Annotated in this window: 20 protein-coding genes; 9 read left to right on the top strand and 11 right to left on the bottom strand. The window is 65.6% G+C overall.

The window, feature by feature from the left end:
• Position 1: 1 nt before the first annotated feature.
• The 3 genes from BW11_RS00530 to BW11_RS00520 form a co-directional block, all read right to left on the bottom strand.
• Positions 2–712 carry a TetR/AcrR family transcriptional regulator gene (locus BW11_RS00530; protein WP_140444280.1) on the bottom strand — a complete coding sequence of 237 codons (711 nt, stop codon included), beginning with the start codon at positions 710–712 and terminating at the stop codon, positions 2–4.
• 246 nt (positions 713–958) lie between these two features.
• Positions 959–1,903, bottom strand: a complete 945-nt coding sequence (locus BW11_RS00525) for an aldose 1-epimerase family protein (protein ID WP_140444279.1) — start codon at positions 1,901–1,903, stop codon at positions 959–961.
• Positions 1,904–2,082: 179 nt separating this feature from the next.
• On the bottom strand, positions 2,083–3,036 hold the full coding sequence (locus BW11_RS00520; RefSeq protein ID WP_140444278.1) for an aldose 1-epimerase family protein: 954 nt from the start codon (positions 3,034–3,036) through the stop codon (positions 2,083–2,085).
• 252 nt (positions 3,037–3,288) lie between these two features.
• Here BW11_RS00520 and BW11_RS00515 point away from each other — a divergent pair, with 252 nt between their 5' ends.
• Positions 3,289–4,317: a 4-hydroxy-3-methylbut-2-enyl diphosphate reductase gene (locus tag BW11_RS00515; RefSeq protein ID WP_258184409.1), complete on the top strand. Its 1,029-nt coding sequence runs from the start codon at positions 3,289–3,291 to the stop codon at positions 4,315–4,317.
• A gap of 1 nt (position 4,318) precedes the next feature.
• Here the strand turns inward: BW11_RS00515 and ybaK are convergent, their stop codons facing one another.
• The 3 genes from ybaK to BW11_RS00500 form a co-directional block, all read right to left on the bottom strand.
• Complete coding sequence (ybaK, locus tag BW11_RS00510; protein WP_107043241.1) at positions 4,319–4,828, bottom strand: Cys-tRNA(Pro) deacylase; 510 nt, start codon at positions 4,826–4,828, stop codon at positions 4,319–4,321.
• Positions 4,829–4,997: 169 nt separating this feature from the next.
• A complete protein-coding gene (gap, locus tag BW11_RS00505; protein ID WP_140444276.1) occupies positions 4,998–6,056 on the bottom strand; it encodes a type I glyceraldehyde-3-phosphate dehydrogenase in 1,059 nt (352 codons plus the stop codon).
• Positions 6,057–6,258: 202 nt separating this feature from the next.
• Positions 6,259–7,005 (bottom strand): thiamine diphosphokinase, encoded by a 747-nt coding sequence (locus BW11_RS00500; RefSeq protein WP_140444365.1) that lies wholly within the window; start codon positions 7,003–7,005, stop codon positions 6,259–6,261.
• Positions 7,006–7,126: 121 nt separating this feature from the next.
• Here BW11_RS00500 and BW11_RS00495 point away from each other — a divergent pair, with 121 nt between their 5' ends.
• The 4 genes from BW11_RS00495 (at position 7,127) to rplT (ending at position 10,548) form a co-directional block, all read left to right on the top strand.
• The gene (locus BW11_RS00495) at positions 7,127–8,887 is read left to right on the top strand and encodes a spermidine synthase (protein ID WP_258184406.1); all 1,761 of its coding nucleotides are present in this window, start codon (positions 7,127–7,129) and stop codon (positions 8,885–8,887) included.
• Positions 8,888–9,215: 328 nt separating this feature from the next.
• Positions 9,216–9,944, top strand: coding sequence for a translation initiation factor IF-3 (gene infC, locus BW11_RS00490; RefSeq protein WP_052118992.1), 729 nt, complete (start codon positions 9,216–9,218; stop codon positions 9,942–9,944).
• Entirely contained in the window at positions 9,925–10,119 is a 195-nt protein-coding gene (rpmI, locus tag BW11_RS00485) for a 50S ribosomal protein L35 (protein ID WP_043164320.1), read from the top strand. Before infC ends, rpmI begins: the two co-directional genes overlap by 20 nt.
• 45 nt (positions 10,120–10,164) lie before the next feature.
• Positions 10,165–10,548, top strand: coding sequence for a 50S ribosomal protein L20 (gene rplT / locus BW11_RS00480; protein WP_043164318.1), 384 nt, complete (start codon positions 10,165–10,167; stop codon positions 10,546–10,548).
• 161 nt (positions 10,549–10,709) lie between these two features.
• Here rplT and BW11_RS00475 read toward each other — a convergent pair whose 3' ends face one another.
• From BW11_RS00475 to BW11_RS00455, 5 genes are read right to left on the bottom strand one after another with little or no spacing between them, the layout of a single operon-like run.
• On the bottom strand, positions 10,710–11,711 hold the full coding sequence (locus tag BW11_RS00475) for a siderophore-interacting protein (protein WP_140444275.1): 1,002 nt from the start codon (positions 11,709–11,711) through the stop codon (positions 10,710–10,712).
• Entirely contained in the window at positions 11,708–12,607 is a 900-nt protein-coding gene (locus BW11_RS00470; RefSeq protein ID WP_140444274.1) for an ABC transporter ATP-binding protein, read from the bottom strand. The genes BW11_RS00475 and BW11_RS00470 overlap by 4 nt, the downstream gene beginning before the upstream one ends.
• Positions 12,604–13,677 carry an iron chelate uptake ABC transporter family permease subunit gene (locus BW11_RS00465; RefSeq protein WP_140444273.1) on the bottom strand — a complete coding sequence of 358 codons (1,074 nt, stop codon included), beginning with the start codon at positions 13,675–13,677 and terminating at the stop codon, positions 12,604–12,606. Before BW11_RS00465 ends, BW11_RS00470 begins: the two co-directional genes overlap by 4 nt.
• A gap of 1 nt (position 13,678) precedes the next feature.
• Positions 13,679–14,740 (bottom strand): iron ABC transporter permease, encoded by a 1,062-nt coding sequence (locus tag BW11_RS00460; protein WP_140444272.1) that lies wholly within the window; start codon positions 14,738–14,740, stop codon positions 13,679–13,681.
• Between the two features lie 22 nt (positions 14,741–14,762).
• On the bottom strand, positions 14,763–15,845 hold the full coding sequence (locus tag BW11_RS00455) for an iron-siderophore ABC transporter substrate-binding protein (RefSeq protein WP_140444271.1): 1,083 nt from the start codon (positions 15,843–15,845) through the stop codon (positions 14,763–14,765).
• Positions 15,846–16,076: 231 nt separating this feature from the next.
• Between BW11_RS00455 and xerD the strand changes: the two genes are divergently transcribed.
• Genes xerD through scpB form a run of 4 tightly spaced genes read left to right on the top strand, consistent with a single transcriptional unit; the run spans position 16,077 to position 19,378 of the window.
• On the top strand, positions 16,077–17,006 hold the full coding sequence (gene xerD, locus BW11_RS00450; RefSeq protein WP_140444270.1) for a site-specific tyrosine recombinase XerD: 930 nt from the start codon (positions 16,077–16,079) through the stop codon (positions 17,004–17,006).
• Positions 17,007–17,028: 22 nt separating this feature from the next.
• The gene (locus BW11_RS00445; RefSeq protein ID WP_043164308.1) at positions 17,029–17,868 is read left to right on the top strand and encodes a ParA family protein; all 840 of its coding nucleotides are present in this window, start codon (positions 17,029–17,031) and stop codon (positions 17,866–17,868) included.
• Positions 17,865–18,707: a ScpA family protein gene (locus BW11_RS00440; protein WP_308810029.1), complete on the top strand. Its 843-nt coding sequence runs from the start codon at positions 17,865–17,867 to the stop codon at positions 18,705–18,707. Before BW11_RS00445 ends, BW11_RS00440 begins: the two co-directional genes overlap by 4 nt.
• 5 nt (positions 18,708–18,712) lie before the next feature.
• Positions 18,713–19,378, top strand: a complete 666-nt coding sequence (scpB, locus tag BW11_RS00435) for an SMC-Scp complex subunit ScpB (protein WP_375137611.1) — start codon at positions 18,713–18,715, stop codon at positions 19,376–19,378.
• Positions 19,379–19,479: the final 101 nt, after the last annotated feature.

Below are 19,479 nucleotides of genomic sequence, written 5' to 3'. Positions count from 1 at the left end.
GTCACCGTCGGGCCGGCCCGGCCGGCACGTCACGCGTCGCGGCCTCGATGTTGCCGGCGAGCGTGGCCAGTCCGATGGCATGCGTGTTGCTGGCCGCGATTCCGACCGCGAGATCGATGGGCTCCCTGCGTCCGCGTCGGTACCATTCCTTGAGCGCGCCCGTGATCCCGGCCGCCAGATAGACGAAGTGATAGTCCCTTACGGTTTCGGCGATCGGGATCCGGCCGTCATCGGGCGCCAGGCTTGTGTGGGACGCGGGAATCGGATCGATGAGCTTGTTGCAGTACTCGCCCATCGCGTCGATGAGATCGCCTGAGAGCGCATCCCCGGACTTGCCGGCCACCAGCAGGGATGTGGATTCGTCGGCCGCGGCGAACTCGAAGATCTCACGGATGAGGGGTTCGTAGTCGTCCTGAAGGATCTCCCCGCGATGGCGGGTGATGATGGTCTTGTACGAGTCGATGAGCTCGCGTTTGAGCTGGTCGAACAGGGCGTAGATGTCCGTGTAGTGCACGTAGAACGTCGCCCGGTTGACGTCCGCGAGACGGGTGAGCTCCATCACCGAGATCTTGTTGAGAGGCTTGACCTCCAGCAGTTTGACCAACGCGCTCTGCAGCATCGCCCGGGTGCGGCGCGTGCGTCTGTCCACGGGCCTGCCGGGCTGCCCTTCGGGGGATTCGCCGGCGCTCGTCCGAGTGTTTGCGTCTGCCATTCAGTGCCTCCAATGCCTTTGGTCCGCCACGTCACGCCGGCCGGAGGTGCCGGGGGCTTCGGTTTTCGGTCGCGGTCCGTTGTCTCGGCGACATCATAGCAAACACTCTTCGACAACTGTCGATAAACCATGCAGTTGTTGAAAATTGAAGCGATTTCGAGTCGGGTGACGCAAAACAATTGGGCGATGCCCCGTGTGTGGAGCACCGCCCAATTGTTTTGCGGACCGTATGCGCGATCGCGTGTTTCAGACGCGATCGGCGCGGAACGTGACGCGCGTCGTGTAGTCGTCGCCGGGTTCGAGGACGACCAGATCCTTGCCGGTGCGGAAGGCGTCGGCGTAGGCGGTCATCGGCTCGACGGCGACGCCGGGCTGGCGGACCTTGGCGCCGATCTCGTTGCCGGTGCACACCTGCCACGAGTTGATGGTCTTGTCGCCGGTGAGCGTGACCCTGATGCCGTCGGGGCGGGTGAACACCGCGGACGTGCCGCCGTCGGCGTCGCGGTCCACGATGTCGGTCCACGCGTCGTCGAATCCGCGGCCCTCGAGCGTCGGGTTGTCGCGCAGATCGTAGATGCCGGCGACCGGCTCCTCGCCGGTGGGCAGCAGATGCTCGTCGACGGTGACGTGCGTGTCGCACGGGATCGTCAGGCGGCACGGCTCGTTGTCCGGGGTGATGTCGGCGCCGACGGAGCGCTTGCCGTTCGCCAGCCACGGGTGGATGCCGAACGCCCACGGCGCCCTGACGGAGTCGTTGTTGTGCACGGTGAACGTCTCGTTGAGGCCGTCCTCCTCGAGCGCGTAGGTGGCGGTGACGGTGATGTCGAACGGGTAGCCGGCCAGATCGGGGGAGCGCCAGGAGAGCGTGACATGCGACTCGCCCAGATCCTCGAGCTGCCACATGTAGCGGTAGGCGTAGCCGTGCAGCGAGGCGGAGCGGTCGAACTCGTCGATCGGCATCTGGTAGTCCTCGCCGTCGAACGTGTACTGGCCGTCGGTCACGCGGTTCGGATAGGGGGCGAGCACCCATCCGTTGCAGCAGGGGATGACCTTGTTCGGGTCGAACGGGACGATGATGTCCTCGCCCTGCCACTTGAGCTCGCGCAGGCTGGCGCCGAGCTCGGTGACGACGGCGCTCCACTCGCCCCTGCGAATCGAATACTGGTTGCCGGTACGCGGCTTGAGAACCATGGTCTTGACACTCCTTCGTGGATGATGAGACGATATTGTTATCGCTCACAATGATACCTCACCTCAGTGTGAGGACTGCCGCACCCCTGGCCCCCTCTGATGAGGAGGCCGTCAGCGGAGCTGACCGGGGGGCGAGGCAAGCCGAGGGGCAAGCCGTCGGCGTGCGGTACGCACTCCGTTCAGGCGCGGCTCACCTCGTAGCGCACCACGGTGGTGACGGTCTCGCCCGGCTCGATCGTCACCAGATGCTCGCCGGAGCGGAACGCGTTGGCCGGGGCGGTCATCGGCTCGACGGCCACGCCGTACGGGTGCTCGACGAACGGCGCGCCGGTGGCGGTGTAGCACTGCCATGCGTTGATGGTCTCGTCGCCGATGAGCTTCACCTCGATGCCGTCGGGGCGGGTGAACACGGTGGTCGTGGTGCCGTCGGCGGCGCGGTTGACGTCGAGCCATGCATCGTCGAAGGAACGGCCCTCCAGCGTCGGACCCTCGCGCAGATCGGTGACGCCCTCGACCGGCTCGACGCCCGTCGGGATCAGCCCGTCGTCGACGACCACATGCTGGTTGGCGTCGATCTTGAGACGGCATGCGGCGGAATCGGCGTCACGCTCCTCGCTGGTTGCACCCTGCTTGCCGTTCGCCAGCCACGGGTGCAGGCCCAGGGCCCACGGGGCCGGCTCGTCGCCGCCGTTGAACGCGGAGACGGTCACGGTCATGCCGTGCTCGCCGAGTTCGTAGGTGGCCGTGACGGTCACGTCGAACGGGTAGCCGTCGAGGTTCGGGAAGCGCAGCGACTGGGTGACGGCGTTGTCGGTGAGCGATTCGAGCTTCCACATGTAGTGGTAGGCGTAGCCGTGGTTCGCGTTGTGGCGCGGCGCGGGGTGGCACTCGTTGACCGGCGCGCAGTAGTGCCTGCCGTTGAAGTCGTATTCGCCGTCCTTGATGCGGTTCGGCCACGGCGCGAGGATGTAGCCGTTGCAGGTGGGGGTCAGATCGTCCGGGCCGAACGGGCAGAAGATCTCCTCGCCCTGCCAGTCGAAGCGGCGCAGCTTCGAGCCGAGCTCGCAGATCACGGCGGAGTAGTCGCCGTAGTGGATGGAATACTGGTTGCCGGTGCGCGGTGTCTTGCTCATGGTTCACTCCATAGTGAGAGAGGTATGTTACCGTTACCATCCTAATGCGTGCCGTGCTGTTCGGATGGGTGGCAGGCCGCGTTGCCGCGGTCTCCGATATGGGTGATCGGCAAGTCGGCGAATCAGCGAATCGGTGGCGTAGGCGGCGGAGATGTTTCTCACACGGTTTCGCCACGCGTTTCGGACCGGGGCCCTTCCGACGGTTGCTAGGCTTGTCAGCGGATGATCAGCGGACGTGATCAGCTTGACGACATGAGGAGGACTTCGATTATGGGCAAACGCATCGTACTGGCCGATCCGAGGGGATTCTGCGCTGGCGTGGACCGTGCGATCCTCACCGTGCGCACGATCCTCAAGGGCTCCGGCGGGGGTGTCGACGCCGGAGCGACCGCCGGTTCGGGCGCGGGACTGCCGCCGGTGTATGTGCGCCGGCAGATCGTGCACAACAAGCATGTGGTCGAGGACCTGTCCGCACAGGGCGCGGTGTTCGTCGAGGAGCTCGGAGAGATCCCCGACGAGGCCGCCACCGCCGGTGTGCCGGTGGTCTTCTCCGCGCACGGCGTGTCCCCCGAGGTCAAAGCGGAGGCCAAGGCGCGCGGGCTCAACGTCGTGGACGCCACCTGCCCGCTGGTCGGCAAGGTCCATCGCGAGGTGACGCGGTTCGCCCGCGGCGGCTACGAGATCGTCTACATCGGGCACAAGGGCCACGATGAGGCGGTAGGCGTGGTGGGGGAGAGCCCCGAGCACGTGCATCTGATCGAGCATGTGGGCGACGTCGCCTCGCTCGATTTTGCGCCGGACACGAAACTCGTGCTGCTCACGCAGACCACGCTGAGCGTCGACGAGACCGCCGACACGATCGCGGCGCTCAAGGCACGCTTCCCGTGGATCGAGATGCCGCCCAGCTCGGACATCTGCTATGCGACCTCCAACCGTCAGGCGGCCGTCAAGGTCGTCGCCGAGCAGTCCGACTGCGTGGTGATCGTCGGATCGGCGAACTCCTCGAACTCGGTGCGTCTCGTCGAGGTCGCGCAGGAGGGGCTCGGACAGCGGGGCCGCGCGCATCGCGTCGACGATGCCGGAGACCTCGACGACGCATGGTTCGACGGGGTCGAGGCGGTCGGCATCTCCTCGGGCGCATCGGTGCCGGAGGAGTACGTCGCCGGGGTCATCGCGGCGCTCAAGGCGAAGGGCTACACCGAGACGACCTCGGTGGAGACCACGCGCGAGGACATGCACTTCGTACTGCCCGCCGAGCTTCGCCGGTCCCCGCGGCGGTAGATCACCAGGTGCCGATGGGGGCGGCCACGGCGTCGAGGACCTTGATGAGATCGTTCGGGTTGACGCCGACGGAGAATCCGCGCTTGCCTCCGGAGACGAGGATCACGTCGTACTTGAGCGCGCTTTCGTCAAGCACGGTTTTGTGGCGCGTCTTCTGCCCGAGCGGGGAGATGCCGCCGACCACATAGCCGGATTCGCGCATCGCGACCTTCGGGTCGGCCATCGCGGCCTTCTTCGCGCCGACCGCCGCGGCCAACGCCTTCAGATCCATGTGCCCGGACACTGGTACGACGCCGACCACGCGCTCATTCCCGGTGTCCGCCATCAGGGTCTTGAACACCTGGTGCTCGTCGAACCCGAGTTTCGTGGCGGCCTCCACGCCGTAGCCGTCGTCCATGTGGTCGTTGGAATGCTCGTATTCGTACGGGGTGAACTCCACGCCCGCGCGTTCCAGTTCGACGGTCGCGGGAGTGGATCCGGCGCCCTTCTCATGCTTCTTTTTCTTGGTCATGACCTCAAGTAATACCCTTCGCAAATGACAGACGTCGCCCGGATCGCCCGGTTCGTCCGTATGGCCCGGTAGTTCGATAAACTCGGTCCGCATACGAGAAAACCCCCGCACAGGGCGGGGGTTTCGACCGATCAATCGATCACGTCATGGCAGCGTATGCTGCGACGACTCACTCGGAGATCTCGGCGAAGTACAGCAGGGTACGGATCATGTTGGAGGTGAAGCCGTACTCGTTGTCGTAGAAGGAGACCGTGCGGGCGAGGGTCAGGCCGTCGATGTTGTTCACGTCGGTCTGGGTCGGATCGAAGACGCCACCGTGGGTGTCGCCCAGGATGTCGGAGGACACGATGCCCTCGTCGTTGTAGCCGTAGAACTCGCAGTTCTCGAAGGCTTCCTTGAACGCGGCGTTGATCTCGTCGGCGGTGGTCTCCTTGTTGAGGACCGTGGTCAGCTCGGTGACGGAGCCGTCCGGGACCTGGACGCGCTGGGCGTGGCCCTGCAGCTTGCCGTTGACGGACGGAACGACCTTGCCGATGGCCTTGGCGGCACCGGTGGAGTGGGCGATCGTGTTGATGCCCGCGGCGCGCAGGTTGCGGCCGGACTTGGTGCCACGCGGGCCGTCCAGCAGCATCTGGGTGCCGGTGTAGGCGTGGATGGTGGTCATGAAGCCGGCGCGGATGCCGAACTTCTCGTCCAGCAGCTTGACCATGGCGGCCATGGAGTTGGTGGTGCAGGAGCCGGCGGACACGATGTTGTCGGAGGCCTTGAGGATGTCGTGGTTCACGCCGAACACGACGGTCGGGGTGACGTCGTCCTTGGCCGGGGCGGAGATCAGGACCTTCTTGGCGCCGGCGTTCAGGTGGGCCTGGGACTTCTCGGCGGAGGTGTAGAAGCCGGTGCACTCGAGCACGAACTCGACACCGTCGTTCTTGACCCACGGAATGTTGTTGGCGTCCTTCTCGGCGTAGACCTTGTACTCCTTGCCGTCCACGACGATGGAGTCCTCGGTGGACTTGACGTCGACCGGGGTGCCGTCGTCATGACGGAAGGTGCCATGGGTGGAATCGTACTTCAGCAGGTAGGCCAGAGTGGCCGGGGTGGTCAGATCGTTGATGGCGGCAACTTCGATGTCACCAGCCTGGCCGCCGCGAGCCTGAAGCTCGAAGATGCGACGGAAGGCGAGACGACCAATGCGACCGAAGCCGTTGATACCAATCTTAACTGTCATGTAATTCTCCCTTGGGGAAGGCCCCGGGCACGTGGACGCACACGGAACCATTGTTTACCAACGATTCCTTACTGTAATGCCTCACCTGTACTTCGGGCAACGTTTCGCCGGGTGTTTCCAGCGAAAACACAGGTTTTTTTGTGAGCGTTCACATTCCGGACGTCACGGGACCATGTCCGTCCGCATTCCGCCATGCGGAACCCTAGCCCGCCAGCAGGGAGGAGACCGAGGTGTCCAATGCGCCCAGATCGCCCGAGGGCGCATGGCGCAGCGTCACCTTCGGACCGGGCGCCTCGGCCGGGTAGGTGACGATCAGCGTGCCCTCGCGCACCGAGACCGCGGCCGGCGTCAAGGGCAGGAACTCATTGCTCAGTCCCAGCACCGAATCCGCATCGAGCACGCCGTCCATCAGCCGGTACTTCAGGCCCGGCTCGTCCACGCCGCGCGAGACGTCCGTGTGCGAGAACACCGACACCATGCGTCCCGGCGTCGCGTCGAACGCCGGCCAGTCGAGGCGCCCGTCGCGGATCGCCGTGACGATCGTCCCGTCGCCGTGCAGGAAGGCGATGCCGCCGTGGCGCGCGACAAGCGCCGTCAGCCTGATCGCCGACAGCGTATGGTCGATGCGCCCGCCCAGCGCGCCGTAGATATGGAACGTACGGCATCCATGCGCCCAGCCGATCTTCAGGGCGCTGAGCAGATCCGGGTCGTCCTTCTGCGGCGGCAGCGCGATCGTGTGCTCGCCGCAGGCCGGCCGATCGCCTTGAAGCGAATCGAAATCGCCCACCACCACATCCGGCGCGACACCGAGCGCGCGGGCGTGGTCCAGTCCGCCGTCCGCCGCGACGACGAACGCGCCATCCGGCACCTCGACCGCATTCGCGCGATTGGCGTCGACCGCATAGTATTCGCCGGCGGCGAACACCACGCACGGGGGAAGCGACTCCATATGCGTGGTGTCTGTGTCGGCCGCGTCGGCCGCGTCGTCCAAGGTCGTGTCATCCATGAGCGACAAGTCTACGCCGTGCGCCAACCGGACGTGTACCAGCACTGTAATACCGTTGACTGCCATGGCAGTGAAAACAGCGGCGAGCGACCGGCCGATCCTCAAGTCCAAGACCTTCCTGTACGTCACCGAGTTCTTCTCCGGCATGGCGGTGATGGCCGCCGAGCTCGGCGCCTCCAGACTCCTGGCCCCCTACTTCTCCAGTTCGCAGATCGTATGGACCATCATCATCGGCACGATCATGATCGCCCTCGCCCTGGGCGCCGTGTTCGGCGGCAGATGGGCCGACCGCGACCCCGACCCGGACAAGCTCTACCTGAGGATCATGGCGGCCGCCGTATGGATCTCGCTGATCCCGCTCGTCGGCAAGTTCGTGATCCTCCTGATCTCCGGCCTGCTCATCGTCACCGTCTCGACGAACTTCCTCGTCATCGCCGCGTTCGTCTCCTGCATGATCGTCTTCGTGCCGCCGCTCTTCCTGCTCGGCACCGTCACCGCCGGCCTCAACAAGTTCGCCACCGACTCGCTCGACGACAACGCCTCCGTCGTCGGACGCCTGTCCGCATGCAACACGATCGGCTCGATCCTCGGCACGTTCCTGCCCACGTTCGTCACGATCCCCGCGGCCGGCACGTTCGTCACGTTCCTGCTCTTCTCCGGCGCGCTGCTGGCGATCCCGCTCATCTACTTCATCTCGATGAAGGCGAAGGTCGTCGCCTGCGCCGTCTCGGCCGTGGTCTTCGCCATCAGCTCCGTGCTCTCTCCGCTGACCGGATTCGCCTTCTGGGAGAACCACGCCACCCTCGCCTACGAGGGCGAGTCCATCTACAACTACCTGCAGGTCAAGAACCTCTCCGACCGTACGATCCTGTCGACCAACGTGCTCTTCGGCGTCCAGTCCGTCACGATGAAGGACCAGGGACTGACCGGCATGTACTATGACACCGCGCTCGCGGCCCCCGCGCTCGCCGATCATGCGGGGAGCGCCCTGATCCTCGGCATGGGCACCGGCACCTACGCGAGGCAGCTCAAGCGATACTACCCGAAGATGAGCGTCACCGGCGTCGAGATCGACCAGAAGATCACCGATCTGGCGGTGAGGTACTTCGACGAGCCGGACGACGTGCCGGTCTCCACCTACGACGGACGCGCATGGCTGGCCGCATCCCACGACACCTACGACGTGATCATGGTCGACGCGTATCAGGACATCACCATCCCGTTCCAGATGAGCTCCGACGAGTTCTTCTCGATGGTGCGCCGGCACCTGAATCCCGGGGGAGTCATGGTCGTCAACATGAACATGATCTCCGACGGCGAAGGATCCATCAACGAGGCGCTGCAGACCACCATCGCCAACGTGTTCAACGGGGCGTGCCGCATCGGCACCACATACACCGCCGACGTGCCCGGCACCACCAACCGCGAGCTGTTCGCCAAGGCACCCACCGCCGACGAGACGTCCCGCTACGACGGATGCGACGACGCGTGGCGCGCCACCGGTCGCATCGCCACCGTCTCCGAACCGTTCACCTCCACCATGAGTCGCGACACGACGGCCGATTCGCTGCGCGCCGTCACCCGGGAGCGGACCGGCGACGGCGAGCTCGCCGCATACATGGACGAGGTGGGCGGCAGGATGACCCCTGTCAGGGATCCGCGGATCGGCACGGACGACGAATCGCTGATACTCACCGACGACCATGCGCCGGTCGAGCTGCTCGGCATGCGCGCCATCGACCAGCTCATCGCCGAACAGGCCGGTCCATACCGCGAGATCCTCGAGAAGGAGGGGATCGGGGGGCTGCTGCGCGCGGTGCAGTGATCCGCAGTGATCCGCGCACAGCGGAGCGTCGCCGTGCACGAGACGTGACGACACGCCCTAGTCGATGGGTGTGGTATAGTAACCATTCGGCTTGAGAAATCAAGAAAGCGGGGCAACCCCACCTGGAAGCCTTTCACGGTTTCGGGTTCAAGGCAATGGCCTTCCTTCCAACGGCAGTGATATGCCCATGCATGCTCGCATGCGGGAGGATATACCACAGCGCGTACGCGCGGAAGTTGCAACACAGCGCCACAAGGCGCACATCGGCCTGCCATGAAACCGAAGCGATGAACGACGTCCAAGTGAGTCCCGGTCCCGTAGAGGAAATTTGAGGATTGGAGTCATCATCAGCGACGAACCACGCATTAACGACGAGATTCGCGTCTCGCAGGTGCGCCTGATCGGCCCGAACGGCGAACAGGTGGGAGTCATCGCGACCTCGGTCGCCCTCAACCTGGCGAAGGAAGCGAACCTCGATCTCGTCGAGGTGGCGCCCAACGCGAAGCCTCCGGTCGCCAAGCTCATCGATTACGGCAAGTTCAAGTACAACGAGAAGATCAAGGCTCGTGAGGCTCGCCGCAACCAGAACACGGCCGAGATCAAGGAGATTCGTTTCCGCCTCAAGATCGACGACCATGACTTCGAAGTGAAGAAGGGGCATGTGGTCCGCTTCCTCAACGGCGGAGACAAGGTCAAGGTCACCATCATGCTGCGTGGCCGTGAACAGTCCCGTCCGATCGGTGGCGTCGAGCTGCTGCAGCGACTCGCCGCCGACGTGGAGGAATACGGCACCATCGAGTCCAAGCCGAAGCAGGAGGGCCGCAACATCATCATGACGCTTGCGCCCAAGGGCAAGAAGGTGCACACGCAGTCCGAGCAGCGTCGTCGCGGTGCGGAATCCCGCGCCGAGCGTCAGGCCCGTCAGGCCGCACGTCTGGCCGCCAAGCAGGACGCGCAGGCTCAGGCCGTCGCCGAGGCGAAGACCGCGTTTTCCCCCTCGACCTCCAACCAGAAGCACATCAACAAGGAGGGCAGCAATGCCGAAGATGAAAACTAACTCCGCCGCTTCCAAGCGCGTCCGTCGTACCGGTTCGGGCAAGCTGATGCAGGTCGGTTCCGCCATGCGCCACAACCTTGAGCACAAGTCCGCCCGCAAGCGTCGCCAGCTGAAGGCCGACGCCGTCATCCCGACCGCGCAGGCCAAGAAGCTCAACCGCATGCTCGCCAAGTGAGCGACGTTTCGAGACAAGACATTTAGAAAGCTGAGGAAATAGATTATGGCACGTGTCAAGCGCGCAGTGAACGCCCACAAGAAGCGTCGCGTCGTTCTCGAGAGGGCCTCCGGCTACCGCGGCCAGCGCTCCCGTCTGTACCGCAAGGCCAAGGAGCAGCTGCTCCACTCCTTCAACTACAACTTCCGCGACCGCAAGGCTCGCAAGGGCGACTTCCGCAAGCTGTGGATCCAGCGCATCAACGCCGCCGTCCGCGCTGAGGGCATCACCTACAACCGCTTCATCCAGGGCCTGCGTCTCGCCGGCATCGAGCTGGATCGTCGCGCTCTGGCCGAGCTGGCCGTCTCCGACGCCGACGCCTTCAAGGCGATCGTCGAGGCCGCCAAGGCCGCTCTGCCGGAGGACATCAACGCTCCGGTCGAGGCCTGATTCGAGTCGAGACCTGATTCGATAGGTTCGAATAGGACTGAGACGGCTTTCGGGTCGCAAGCCCGAGAGCCTGTTATAGCCTGATACTGCATGATCCCCGTTCTCCATTCGGAAAGACGGGGATCATGCAGTATCAGGCTGTTTTCGTTGTCGTTCGCCTGTCAGATCTCGCTCTTGCCGGCACGCCAGTAGCCCATGAACGCGGCGCGGCGGCGATCGAGACCATGATCGCGCAGCAGCACCCGTCGCACGTCCCTGACCACCGCGGCCTCGCCGGCGACCCACGCGTAGAAGCCGTCCGAACCGGTCGCCAGTCGCGAGGTGCTGCCGATGCTCGGCAGTCCGTCCCCGGTCGTCTCCCACAGCAGTTCGCGATCGACGTCGGTCTCCGTGTATGCGGGGGCGGGGGAGTCGCCGGTTCTACGCCATCGGGTCACGAACGAGCGGGGATGCTCGTCGGCGTACGCCTCGACCGCGCGGACGAGACGTGTGCCGCGTGCCGATCCGTTTCGGGGCAGCCATTTGATGTCGAGCCGCTCGCATTCGGGCGCGGCGATGACGTCGCCGCTTTCGGGTACCTCCAGCAGCGCGGTGATCGAGCCGTCCCACGGCGTTCCGGCCAGCGAGCCGATGATGCCGAGGATGGCGAGCGTAGCCGTCTCGTCGCCCACCAGCAGCACGTTGCCCGCCACGCCGGGGTGGAAGTCGATGCCGCCGCCGTATGTCTCGGCGCGATCATCGGGCGCGACCAGCACCACGGTGTCGCCGGGGCGCGCCGTCATGGCGAAGGTGCCTGCGGGGCCGGCCCCCTCATGGGTGACGAATTCGATGCACACCCGGTCGTCGTCCGGCGTCGTGCGCAGCGTGTAGGTGCGGATCACGTTGCGTCGATCGGCGGGCAGCGCCCGCCAGACGTCCCACCAGGCGCCGCGTTCGACGCAGTCGGCGGCGAGCAGCGGCGAACGCTCCCAGAGGGGATCGTCCGCCAATGGCAGTACGAGCTTGATGCGCTGATCGTATCCGGTGCGTCGCACATGCTCAAGATCGGGGCCCTCGAAGGTGATCCGGGTGAAATGCGCCGACAACGGCGTGATGTCGGCCACATGGGCGAGGAACGGGCGGAACGGCGGGTATGCCGTGTGCTTGGCGCTTGTGGTGGTCATATCGTCTCCTTGAGCAGGTTGTCGTTGTGGTTCGTTGTCGTCCGTGCCTGTTCCCCGTGCGAGTCGCCGCGCAGACGGGCCAGGCTGTGCCTCGTGCCGGGCAGCATGAGCGGCAGTCCGGTGTCGGGGTCGGCGATGATGCGCGCGTCGGTGTCGAACACCTCGGCCACCATGCGTTCGCTGATCACCTCGTCCGGCGTGCCGAAGTACGCCTGACGTCCGTCCTTGACGGCCAGGATCCAATCCGTGTAGCGCGCCGCCTGATTGAGATCGTGCAGCACCATCACGATGGTGGTGTGCTCGGTGGCGTTGAGCTCGCTCAGCAGATCCAGCACCTCGAGCTGGTAGGCGATGTCGAGATAGGTGGTCGGCTCGTCCAGCAGCAGGATGTCCGTCTGCTGCGCCAGCGCCAGCGCTATCCACGCGCGCTGGCGCTGTCCTCCGGACACCTCGTCCACCGGTCGGTCGGCGAGATCCGCCAGACCGGTCACCTCCAGCGCATGAGCCACGGCCCCGTCGTCCTCGTCGGACCATGAACCGAGCATCCCCTGATACGGGTGGCGTCCACGGGAGACCAGATCGGCGATGGTGATGCCTTCCGGCGCCATGGGGGATTGGGGCAGAAGCCCCACGATGGTGGCCACCTTGCGGGTGGGCAGCGTGTTGATGGCCTTGCCGTCGAGCGTCACCGCGCCGGTGGTGGGCGTGAGCAGGCGGGCGAGCGCCTTGAGCAGCGTGGACTTGCCGCAGCCGTTGGCGCCGATGATCGCTCCGACGGTCCCCGGCGTGATGTCCAGATCCAGATCGTGCACGATCTCGCGCCGCTCGTAGGCGAGCGTCACGTGATGGGCGGCCAGCGTGTGGGAGGTCGGATTTTGGGGGGAGTGTCCCGTCATGCGAGCACCTGCTTTCTGGACAGTCTGATGATGAGAAGGATGAGGATCGGGCCTGCGATGATGCTGGTGACCACGCCCACCGGCAGTTGCGTCGGCGGGATGTGCTGGGCCACGATATCGGCGGCGAGCACGATGCATGATCCGACCAGTCCGGACTGCATGATCGCGGGCCTGTGAGGGCCGTTCAGCCACATGGCGAGCGGTCCGGAGAGGAACGAGACGAACGAGATCGGGCCGCTCGAGGCGGTGGCCGTGGACAGCAGCAGCACCGACAGCACGATGACCGTCATCTGCACGGATTCCACGCGCACGCCGAGGCCTCGGGCCATCGGATCGCCGAACCGCATCACGTCCACCTGACGTGCCAATGCGATCAACGGCACCGCGGCGAGAACCGTCACGGCGGCCAGTGCGGGGACGTCGGACCAGTCGGACGACGCCAGGGAGCCGGTCAGCCAGCGGGACGCCTGCTGGATGTTCCACTGGTCGCCGCGCACCAGAATCCACGAGGTCGCGGCGTTGAGCGCCGCGGCGACGCCGATGCCCATGAGGATCAGCCGTCCGGTGGAGAAGGTGCCCCTCCATGCCAGGCGCACCGTCAGCAGCGCCGTCAGAATGCCCCCGACGACCGCCGCCGCGGACAGCGAGGGGCCGGACCAGCCGAGCACGATGATGGCGAACACCGCCGTCAGATTCGCTCCCGCGGTGATGCCGATGATGTCGGGGCTGGCCATCGTGTTGCGCAGCATCTGTTGGAAGCTCACGCCGGCGACGCCGAACGCGAACCCGGCCAGCATGCCGACGACCACTCTGGGCAGTCGGAGCTCGCCGATGGTGAAGCTCAAGCCCGGCACGAACTCGCCGCCGAGCACCTTCAGAATGTCGCCGATGGGATATATCTCGTGACCGAACGCCAGATCGGCCACGAACAGCGTCGCGGCGAGTATGCCGAGCGTAAGGGTGACGAGCAGGGAACGCATCCGCTGACGGCGGCGCAGGTCCCTGAGACGTGCGGTGACCGATGGCGCGGTGCCGTTTGCGGTGCCGTTTGATGATCGGGCGTCGTTCATGTCACACCTCCCTGACCTTGCTGCCGCGCACCAGCATGACGAACACGGGCGCGCCGATCAGCGCGGTGACGATGCCCACCTCCACGTCGTCCGGTCTGGTGACCACACGGCCGATGACATCGGCGGCGACCATGAGCAACGGTCCCATCAGCATGCTTGCGGTGATGATGCGGCGGTAGTCCGGACCCACAACAAGCCTTGCGGCGTGGGGAACCACCAGTCCCACGAAGCCGATCGGACCGGCGAGCGCGGTCGACGAGGCGCTCAGCAGCACGGCCGCGGCCCATGCCAGCACGCGCACGCGCGTCATGCTCACGCCCAGTCCGGCGGCCAGCTGATCGCCCAACGCGAGCGCGTTGAGATGCCGTGCGCTCCAGAGAGCGAGGATGAATCCGATCGCGAACAGCGGCAGAATCGGCGCCATGAGTTCGAAACGGCCTCCGGACAGGCCGCCCACCTGCCAGAAGCGGTAGGTGCTGATCACGTCGACGCGCGGCAGCAGGATGGCCGAGGTGAGCGAGGCCAGGGCGGAGCTGATGACGGCTCCCGCCAGAGTCAGCTTCAAAGGGGTCGGTCCGGAACGCCCCACCGAGCCGACCAGCCAGACCAGCACCGCGGTGAGGGAGGCGCCCAACAGGGCCACCCAGATGTACTGGCGGGGCGTGGACAGCCCGGCGAAGGCGATCGAGCAGACGATCGCGAACGCGGCGCCGGAGTTGAGTCCGAGGATGGAGGGATCGGCGAGCGGATTGCGCATCACGCCCTGCATGAGCGCGCCGGCCACGCCCAGAGCGGCACCGACCAGCAGTCCCAGAACGGTACGAGGCACACGCAGCTGGATCGCCTCGGCGGCGATGTCGTCCGCGCTTGCGTCGGAGAATGCGCGGATCACGTCGTCGAGTCCCACGGGGCGGGCGCCGAACATCACGGAGAGCGCGCATGCGGCGATGATGGCGACGATCAGCAGGACATGGAACGCCGCACGGCGATATGCATGTTCCCCGGCCGAGGGCGTATGACCCTTCGACCGGGGAACATCACGGGAATCGTTGAACGACCGCATCGGTGCGTCGATTCCTTTCGGATCAGCCGTTGACCTTGGAGGCGGCCTCGCCGAGCAGCTTGGCGTAGTCGCCGGTGGTGGCCTCGATGGACAGCGGCATCGCGTCGAGCGCGTTGGCCAGCTCGGTCGTGGTGTCGATCACCACCACGGAGCCGCGCTTGACCGCGGGGATCTTGGACAGCAGCGGATCCTTCTGCATGGCGGCCAGAAGGTCGGGGGTGCCGTAGGTGACGATCACGTCGATGTCGGCGAACTGGTCGGCCTGTTCGGAGGAGATGTCCTTGTAGAAGCTGTCCGTGGTTTCGGAGATCTGCTTGATGGATTCGGGGGTCTCGAAGCCGAGGTCGTTCAGGAACTGGGGGCGCACGTCATGCGTGGTGTACACGCTGAAGCTCGAGAGCTTGGAGGAATCGAAGTACATGACGGAGGCGCTCTTGCCCTTGATCTGCGGGTACTTGGCGGCCGTCTCGGAGATGGTGTCCTCCAGCTTGGCGATGAGCTTCTCGCCCTCCTGCTGCTTGCCGAGCACCTTGGCGGTGGTCTCGACCAGACTGCGCCACGGGTCGCCCCAGGAGGCCTGCTGCCAGGGGATGGTCGGCGCGATCTTGCTGAGCGTCTTGTACTGCTCCTCGGTGATGCCGGACTGCATGCCCAGAATCACATCCGGCCGGGCCGCGGCGATGGCCTCCATGTCGATCGAATCGGATTCGTCATGTTGTTCGGGCAGGTCCGCCTTGGCGACGTTCATGTCGTCGAGCTTGGCCTTGACCCACGGCAGATAGCCGTCCTCGGTCTTGCCGAAGGTCTGCTTGGGAACGGTCACCGGAACGACGCCGAGAGCGAGGGTGACGTCGTCGGATCCCCAGCCGACGGTGGCCACGCGCTCGGGCGCCTGCTTGATCTCGGTGGTGCCGTACGCGTGCTTGATGGTCACGGGGAATCCGGAGGTCGATGCGGAGTCGCTGCCGGTCTTCGCCGTGCTCGTATCGGCCGAGGTCGATCCGCAGGCGGTCAGCGAGAGCACCGCGACGATGGCCGTCGCCGCCGCGACGATCCTGCGGGACAGGCCGTTGGGCCTTGCGATGGTGTGCCTTGCGATGGGCATGGTTGCTCCTTGAGTGGTGTATGGCGTGGATGCTTGGGACGTGCTTCCCACTGGCTGTGCGTCGAACGCGCGATGGACGTGTGACCGACGCCGCGACAAAGCCCATACGCTAATGAAATGTGAACGATCACTACAGTCTTGTTTTTTCGGTCTTGATGTGATATGGAAGGACGGGATCGGGGTGTATATGTGATATGAATCACAGTTTCCGCATGCCATACCATGGAACGCATGGTCAATGGATTCCCTGCACTCATCGAACGGTTTCTCGCGCATGTCGGCGTCGAGCGCGGACTCGCCGACGCCACGGTGACGGCGTACGAGTCCGACCTGAGGAAATACGCGGGCTGGCTGGAAAGCCGGGGCGTCGACGACATCGCGCACGTCACGCGTCACGACGTGGAGGACTACGTCGCCTTCCTCGACGACCTGGGCGAATCGGCCCGATCCAAGGCCAGACGACTCGCCGCGGTCCACGAACTCCACCGATTCGCGCTCGCGGGAAATCTGATCGCCGACGACGTGGCCGCTCCGGTCAAGGCCCCCAAGGGGGCGAGCACGCTGCCGGACGTGCTCTCCGTCGACGAGGTGGCGCGCCTGCTCGACGCGGTCCCGGTCGAGGGTGACGACCCGGTGATGCTGCGCGACAGAGCGCTGCTCGAGTTCATGTACGCCACCGGAGCCCGCGTCTCCGAGGCCGTGGGGGTGAACTTCGACGACCTCGACCTGCAGGACGCGCATATCGTGCGGCTCACCGGCAAGGGTTCCAAACAGCGGATCGTGCCGGTCGGCACCTACGCGTGCGCGGCGATGGAGCGGTATCTTTCCAAGGGACGGCCCGCGCTCGAGGCGCGCATCAGGAACACGCCGGCGCCGGAGCGCCGGGCGGTCTTCCTCAACAAACGGGGTCGCCGGCTGTCGCGACAATCGGTATGGGAGATCGTCCGCAACGCGGGGGAGCGCGCCCGCATCGACAAGCCGCTGCATCCGCACACGCTGCGCCACTCGTTCGCCACGCACCTGATCCAGGGCGGCGCGGACGTGCGCACCGTGCAGGAGCTGCTCGGCCACGCCTCGGTGACGACCACTCAGATCTATACGCATGTCAGCCCGGAGAACCTCATCGAGGCGTACCTGACGGCCCATCCACGTGCGCAGTGACGGAAATGATAAGGTGAACAGTATGCCTACGGATATGCTTGGACGTGAATATGAGACTTTCCCCGTCCCCTCCCCGCTGCAGCAGCACGGGCCGGCGAGGGTCATCGCCATGTGCAACCAGAAGGGCGGCGTCGGCAAGACCACCAGTTCCATCAACATCGCCGGCGCGTTGAGTCAGTACGGCCGCCGCTGCCTGATCGTCGACTTCGATCCGCAGGGCGCCGCCACCGTCGGTCTCGGCATCAACGCCAACACCGTCGACAACACCATCTACACCGCGCTGTTCGACATGCGCGTCGACGTGCATGACGTCGTGCGCCGCACCGCGTTCGAGAACCTCGACATCATCCCGGCGAACATCGACCTGTCCGCCGCCGAGGTGCAGCTGGTCACCGAAGTGGGCCGCGAGCAGATCCTCAACAGCGTGCTGCGCCCCTTGAGGGACGAATACGACGTCATCATCATCGACTGCCAGCCCTCGCTCGGCCTGCTGACCGTGAACGCGCTGACCGCGGCCGACGGCGTCATCATCCCCGTGGCCGCCGAGTTCTTCGCACTGCGCGGCGTGGCCCTGCTCATGCAGTCCATCCAGAAGGTGCAGAGCCGCATCAACCCGAACCTCAAGGTGTACGGCGTGCTGGTGACGATGTTCACGCGCACCCTGCACTGCGAGGAGGTCATGCAGCGCATCTACGAGGCTTTCCAGGACAAGGTGTTCCACACCGTCATCTCCCGTTCGATCAAACTGCCCGACTCCACCGTGGCCGCCGCGCCGATCACCATGTACGCGCCGAACCACAAGACCAGTCAGGAGTACCGCGAGGTGGCCCGCGAGCTCGTCGCCAACGGGGTGATCGCCTGAGCGCGGACGAGGCCGGCTTCCGCGTCGATCTCGACGTGTACTCCGGCCCGTTCGACGTCCTGCTCGGCATGATCGCGAACCGGCGCCTCGAACTGACCGAGGTGTCGCTGTCGGCGATCACCGGGGAGTTCATCAGCTACGTGCGCGGCCTCGACTTCGGTGGCTCGGATGGTGGCTCGGACGGCATGGACGAGGCCAGCGCGTTCATCGACGTGGCCTCGGTGCTCATCGAGGCCAAAAGCGCCTCGCTGCTGCCCGCGGACGTGTCGGGCGAGCATGACGAATCCAGCATGGAGGCGCTGCGCGAACGCGATCTGCTGTTCGCCCGGCTGCTGCAGTACCGCGCCTACAAGGAGGCGTCGCACGCGTTGCGCGAGCGGATGGCCCATGCCTCGGGCCGCTATCCGCATCCGGGCGTCGTCGACGATCGCATCCGGGGCATGCTGCCCGAACTCGACTGGAACGTCGGACCGGACGAGCTGGCGAGGATAGCCGCGCGGGCCATCGCCGCCGCCCCGACCGATCGGGTGAGCGTCCACCAGCTGCACGTGCCGCTGGTCGACCTGCGCGAACAGTCGCGGCTCGTCATGACGCGGCTGGTGGCGTTGGGGGAGGGCGGATCCTCCACCTTCGACGAACTGACGGCGGACGCCTCGGGCCGTATCGAGACGGTGGCGCGCTTCCTCGCGCTGCTGGCGTTCTTCAAGCAGGGGGCGATCCAGTTTCGGCAGGATGGGCCTTATTCGCCGCTGCACGTGCGATGGGTGTGGGTTGATGGAACTGCGGTGAAAGCCGTATTGGTTACGGATGGGATGATCGAGGAAGGAGAGGGCGCCTGATGGGCGTGACGGAAGCGATGGACAGGCAGGATGCGGATGCGGACGTGGAGGAGAGAAGCTCCTCCGGCTCCGCAGGCCCGGCGTCGGCGGCGCGCGGGGGATTGTGCGTGGAGCGGTTCCCCGGCGGCCTCAAGGCATGTCTCGAGGCGATCCTCATGACCGCCGGCGAGCCGCAGCACTCCGCCGATCTGGCGGGTGTGCTCGGCGTCGAGTCGCGACTCGTGGCCGAGGCGCTGGAGCGGCTGCAATCCTCCTATGCAATGTCTGAACGGGGGTTCGAACTGCGTCACACCGCGCGTGGATGGCGGTTCGCCAGCCGCGCCGAGTTCGAGCCCGTGGTCGCCGCATTCGTCACCGACGGCCAGTCCGCGCGACTGAGTCAGGCGGCGATGGAGACGCTGGCCGTCATCGCATACCGTCAGCCCGTCACTCGGGCGCGCGTCTCGTCGATCCGAGGCGTCAACTGCGACGGCGTGGTCCGCTCCCTGCTCGTACGCGGCCTGATATGCGAACGCGGCATCGACGAGGAGTCGCGAGCCTCGCTGCTGGCCACCACCGACCTGTTCCTGGAGAAGATGGGCCTGTCGTCCCTCGACGACCTGCCATCCCTCGCGCCGTTCCTGCCCGACGCCGGCGAGGTGATCGAGGAGGGCGTCGAAACGGCGCTGTAGATCTCTCGGAATCGGAAAAAGGGGAATCGGCCGCAAGCCGATTCCCCTTTTTCCTTGGAATTCCGGGCGTTTCCATTTATGGTCATAATGACCATAAATGG

Origin of the sequence: Bifidobacterium sp. UTCIF-38, assembly GCF_006454495.1 — a bacterium.
Classification (GTDB): domain Bacteria; phylum Actinomycetota; class Actinomycetes; order Actinomycetales; family Bifidobacteriaceae; genus Bifidobacterium; species Bifidobacterium callitrichos.
The sequence above is the reverse complement of the archived record's forward strand: the minus strand, read 5'-3'. Positions and strand labels throughout refer to the sequence as shown.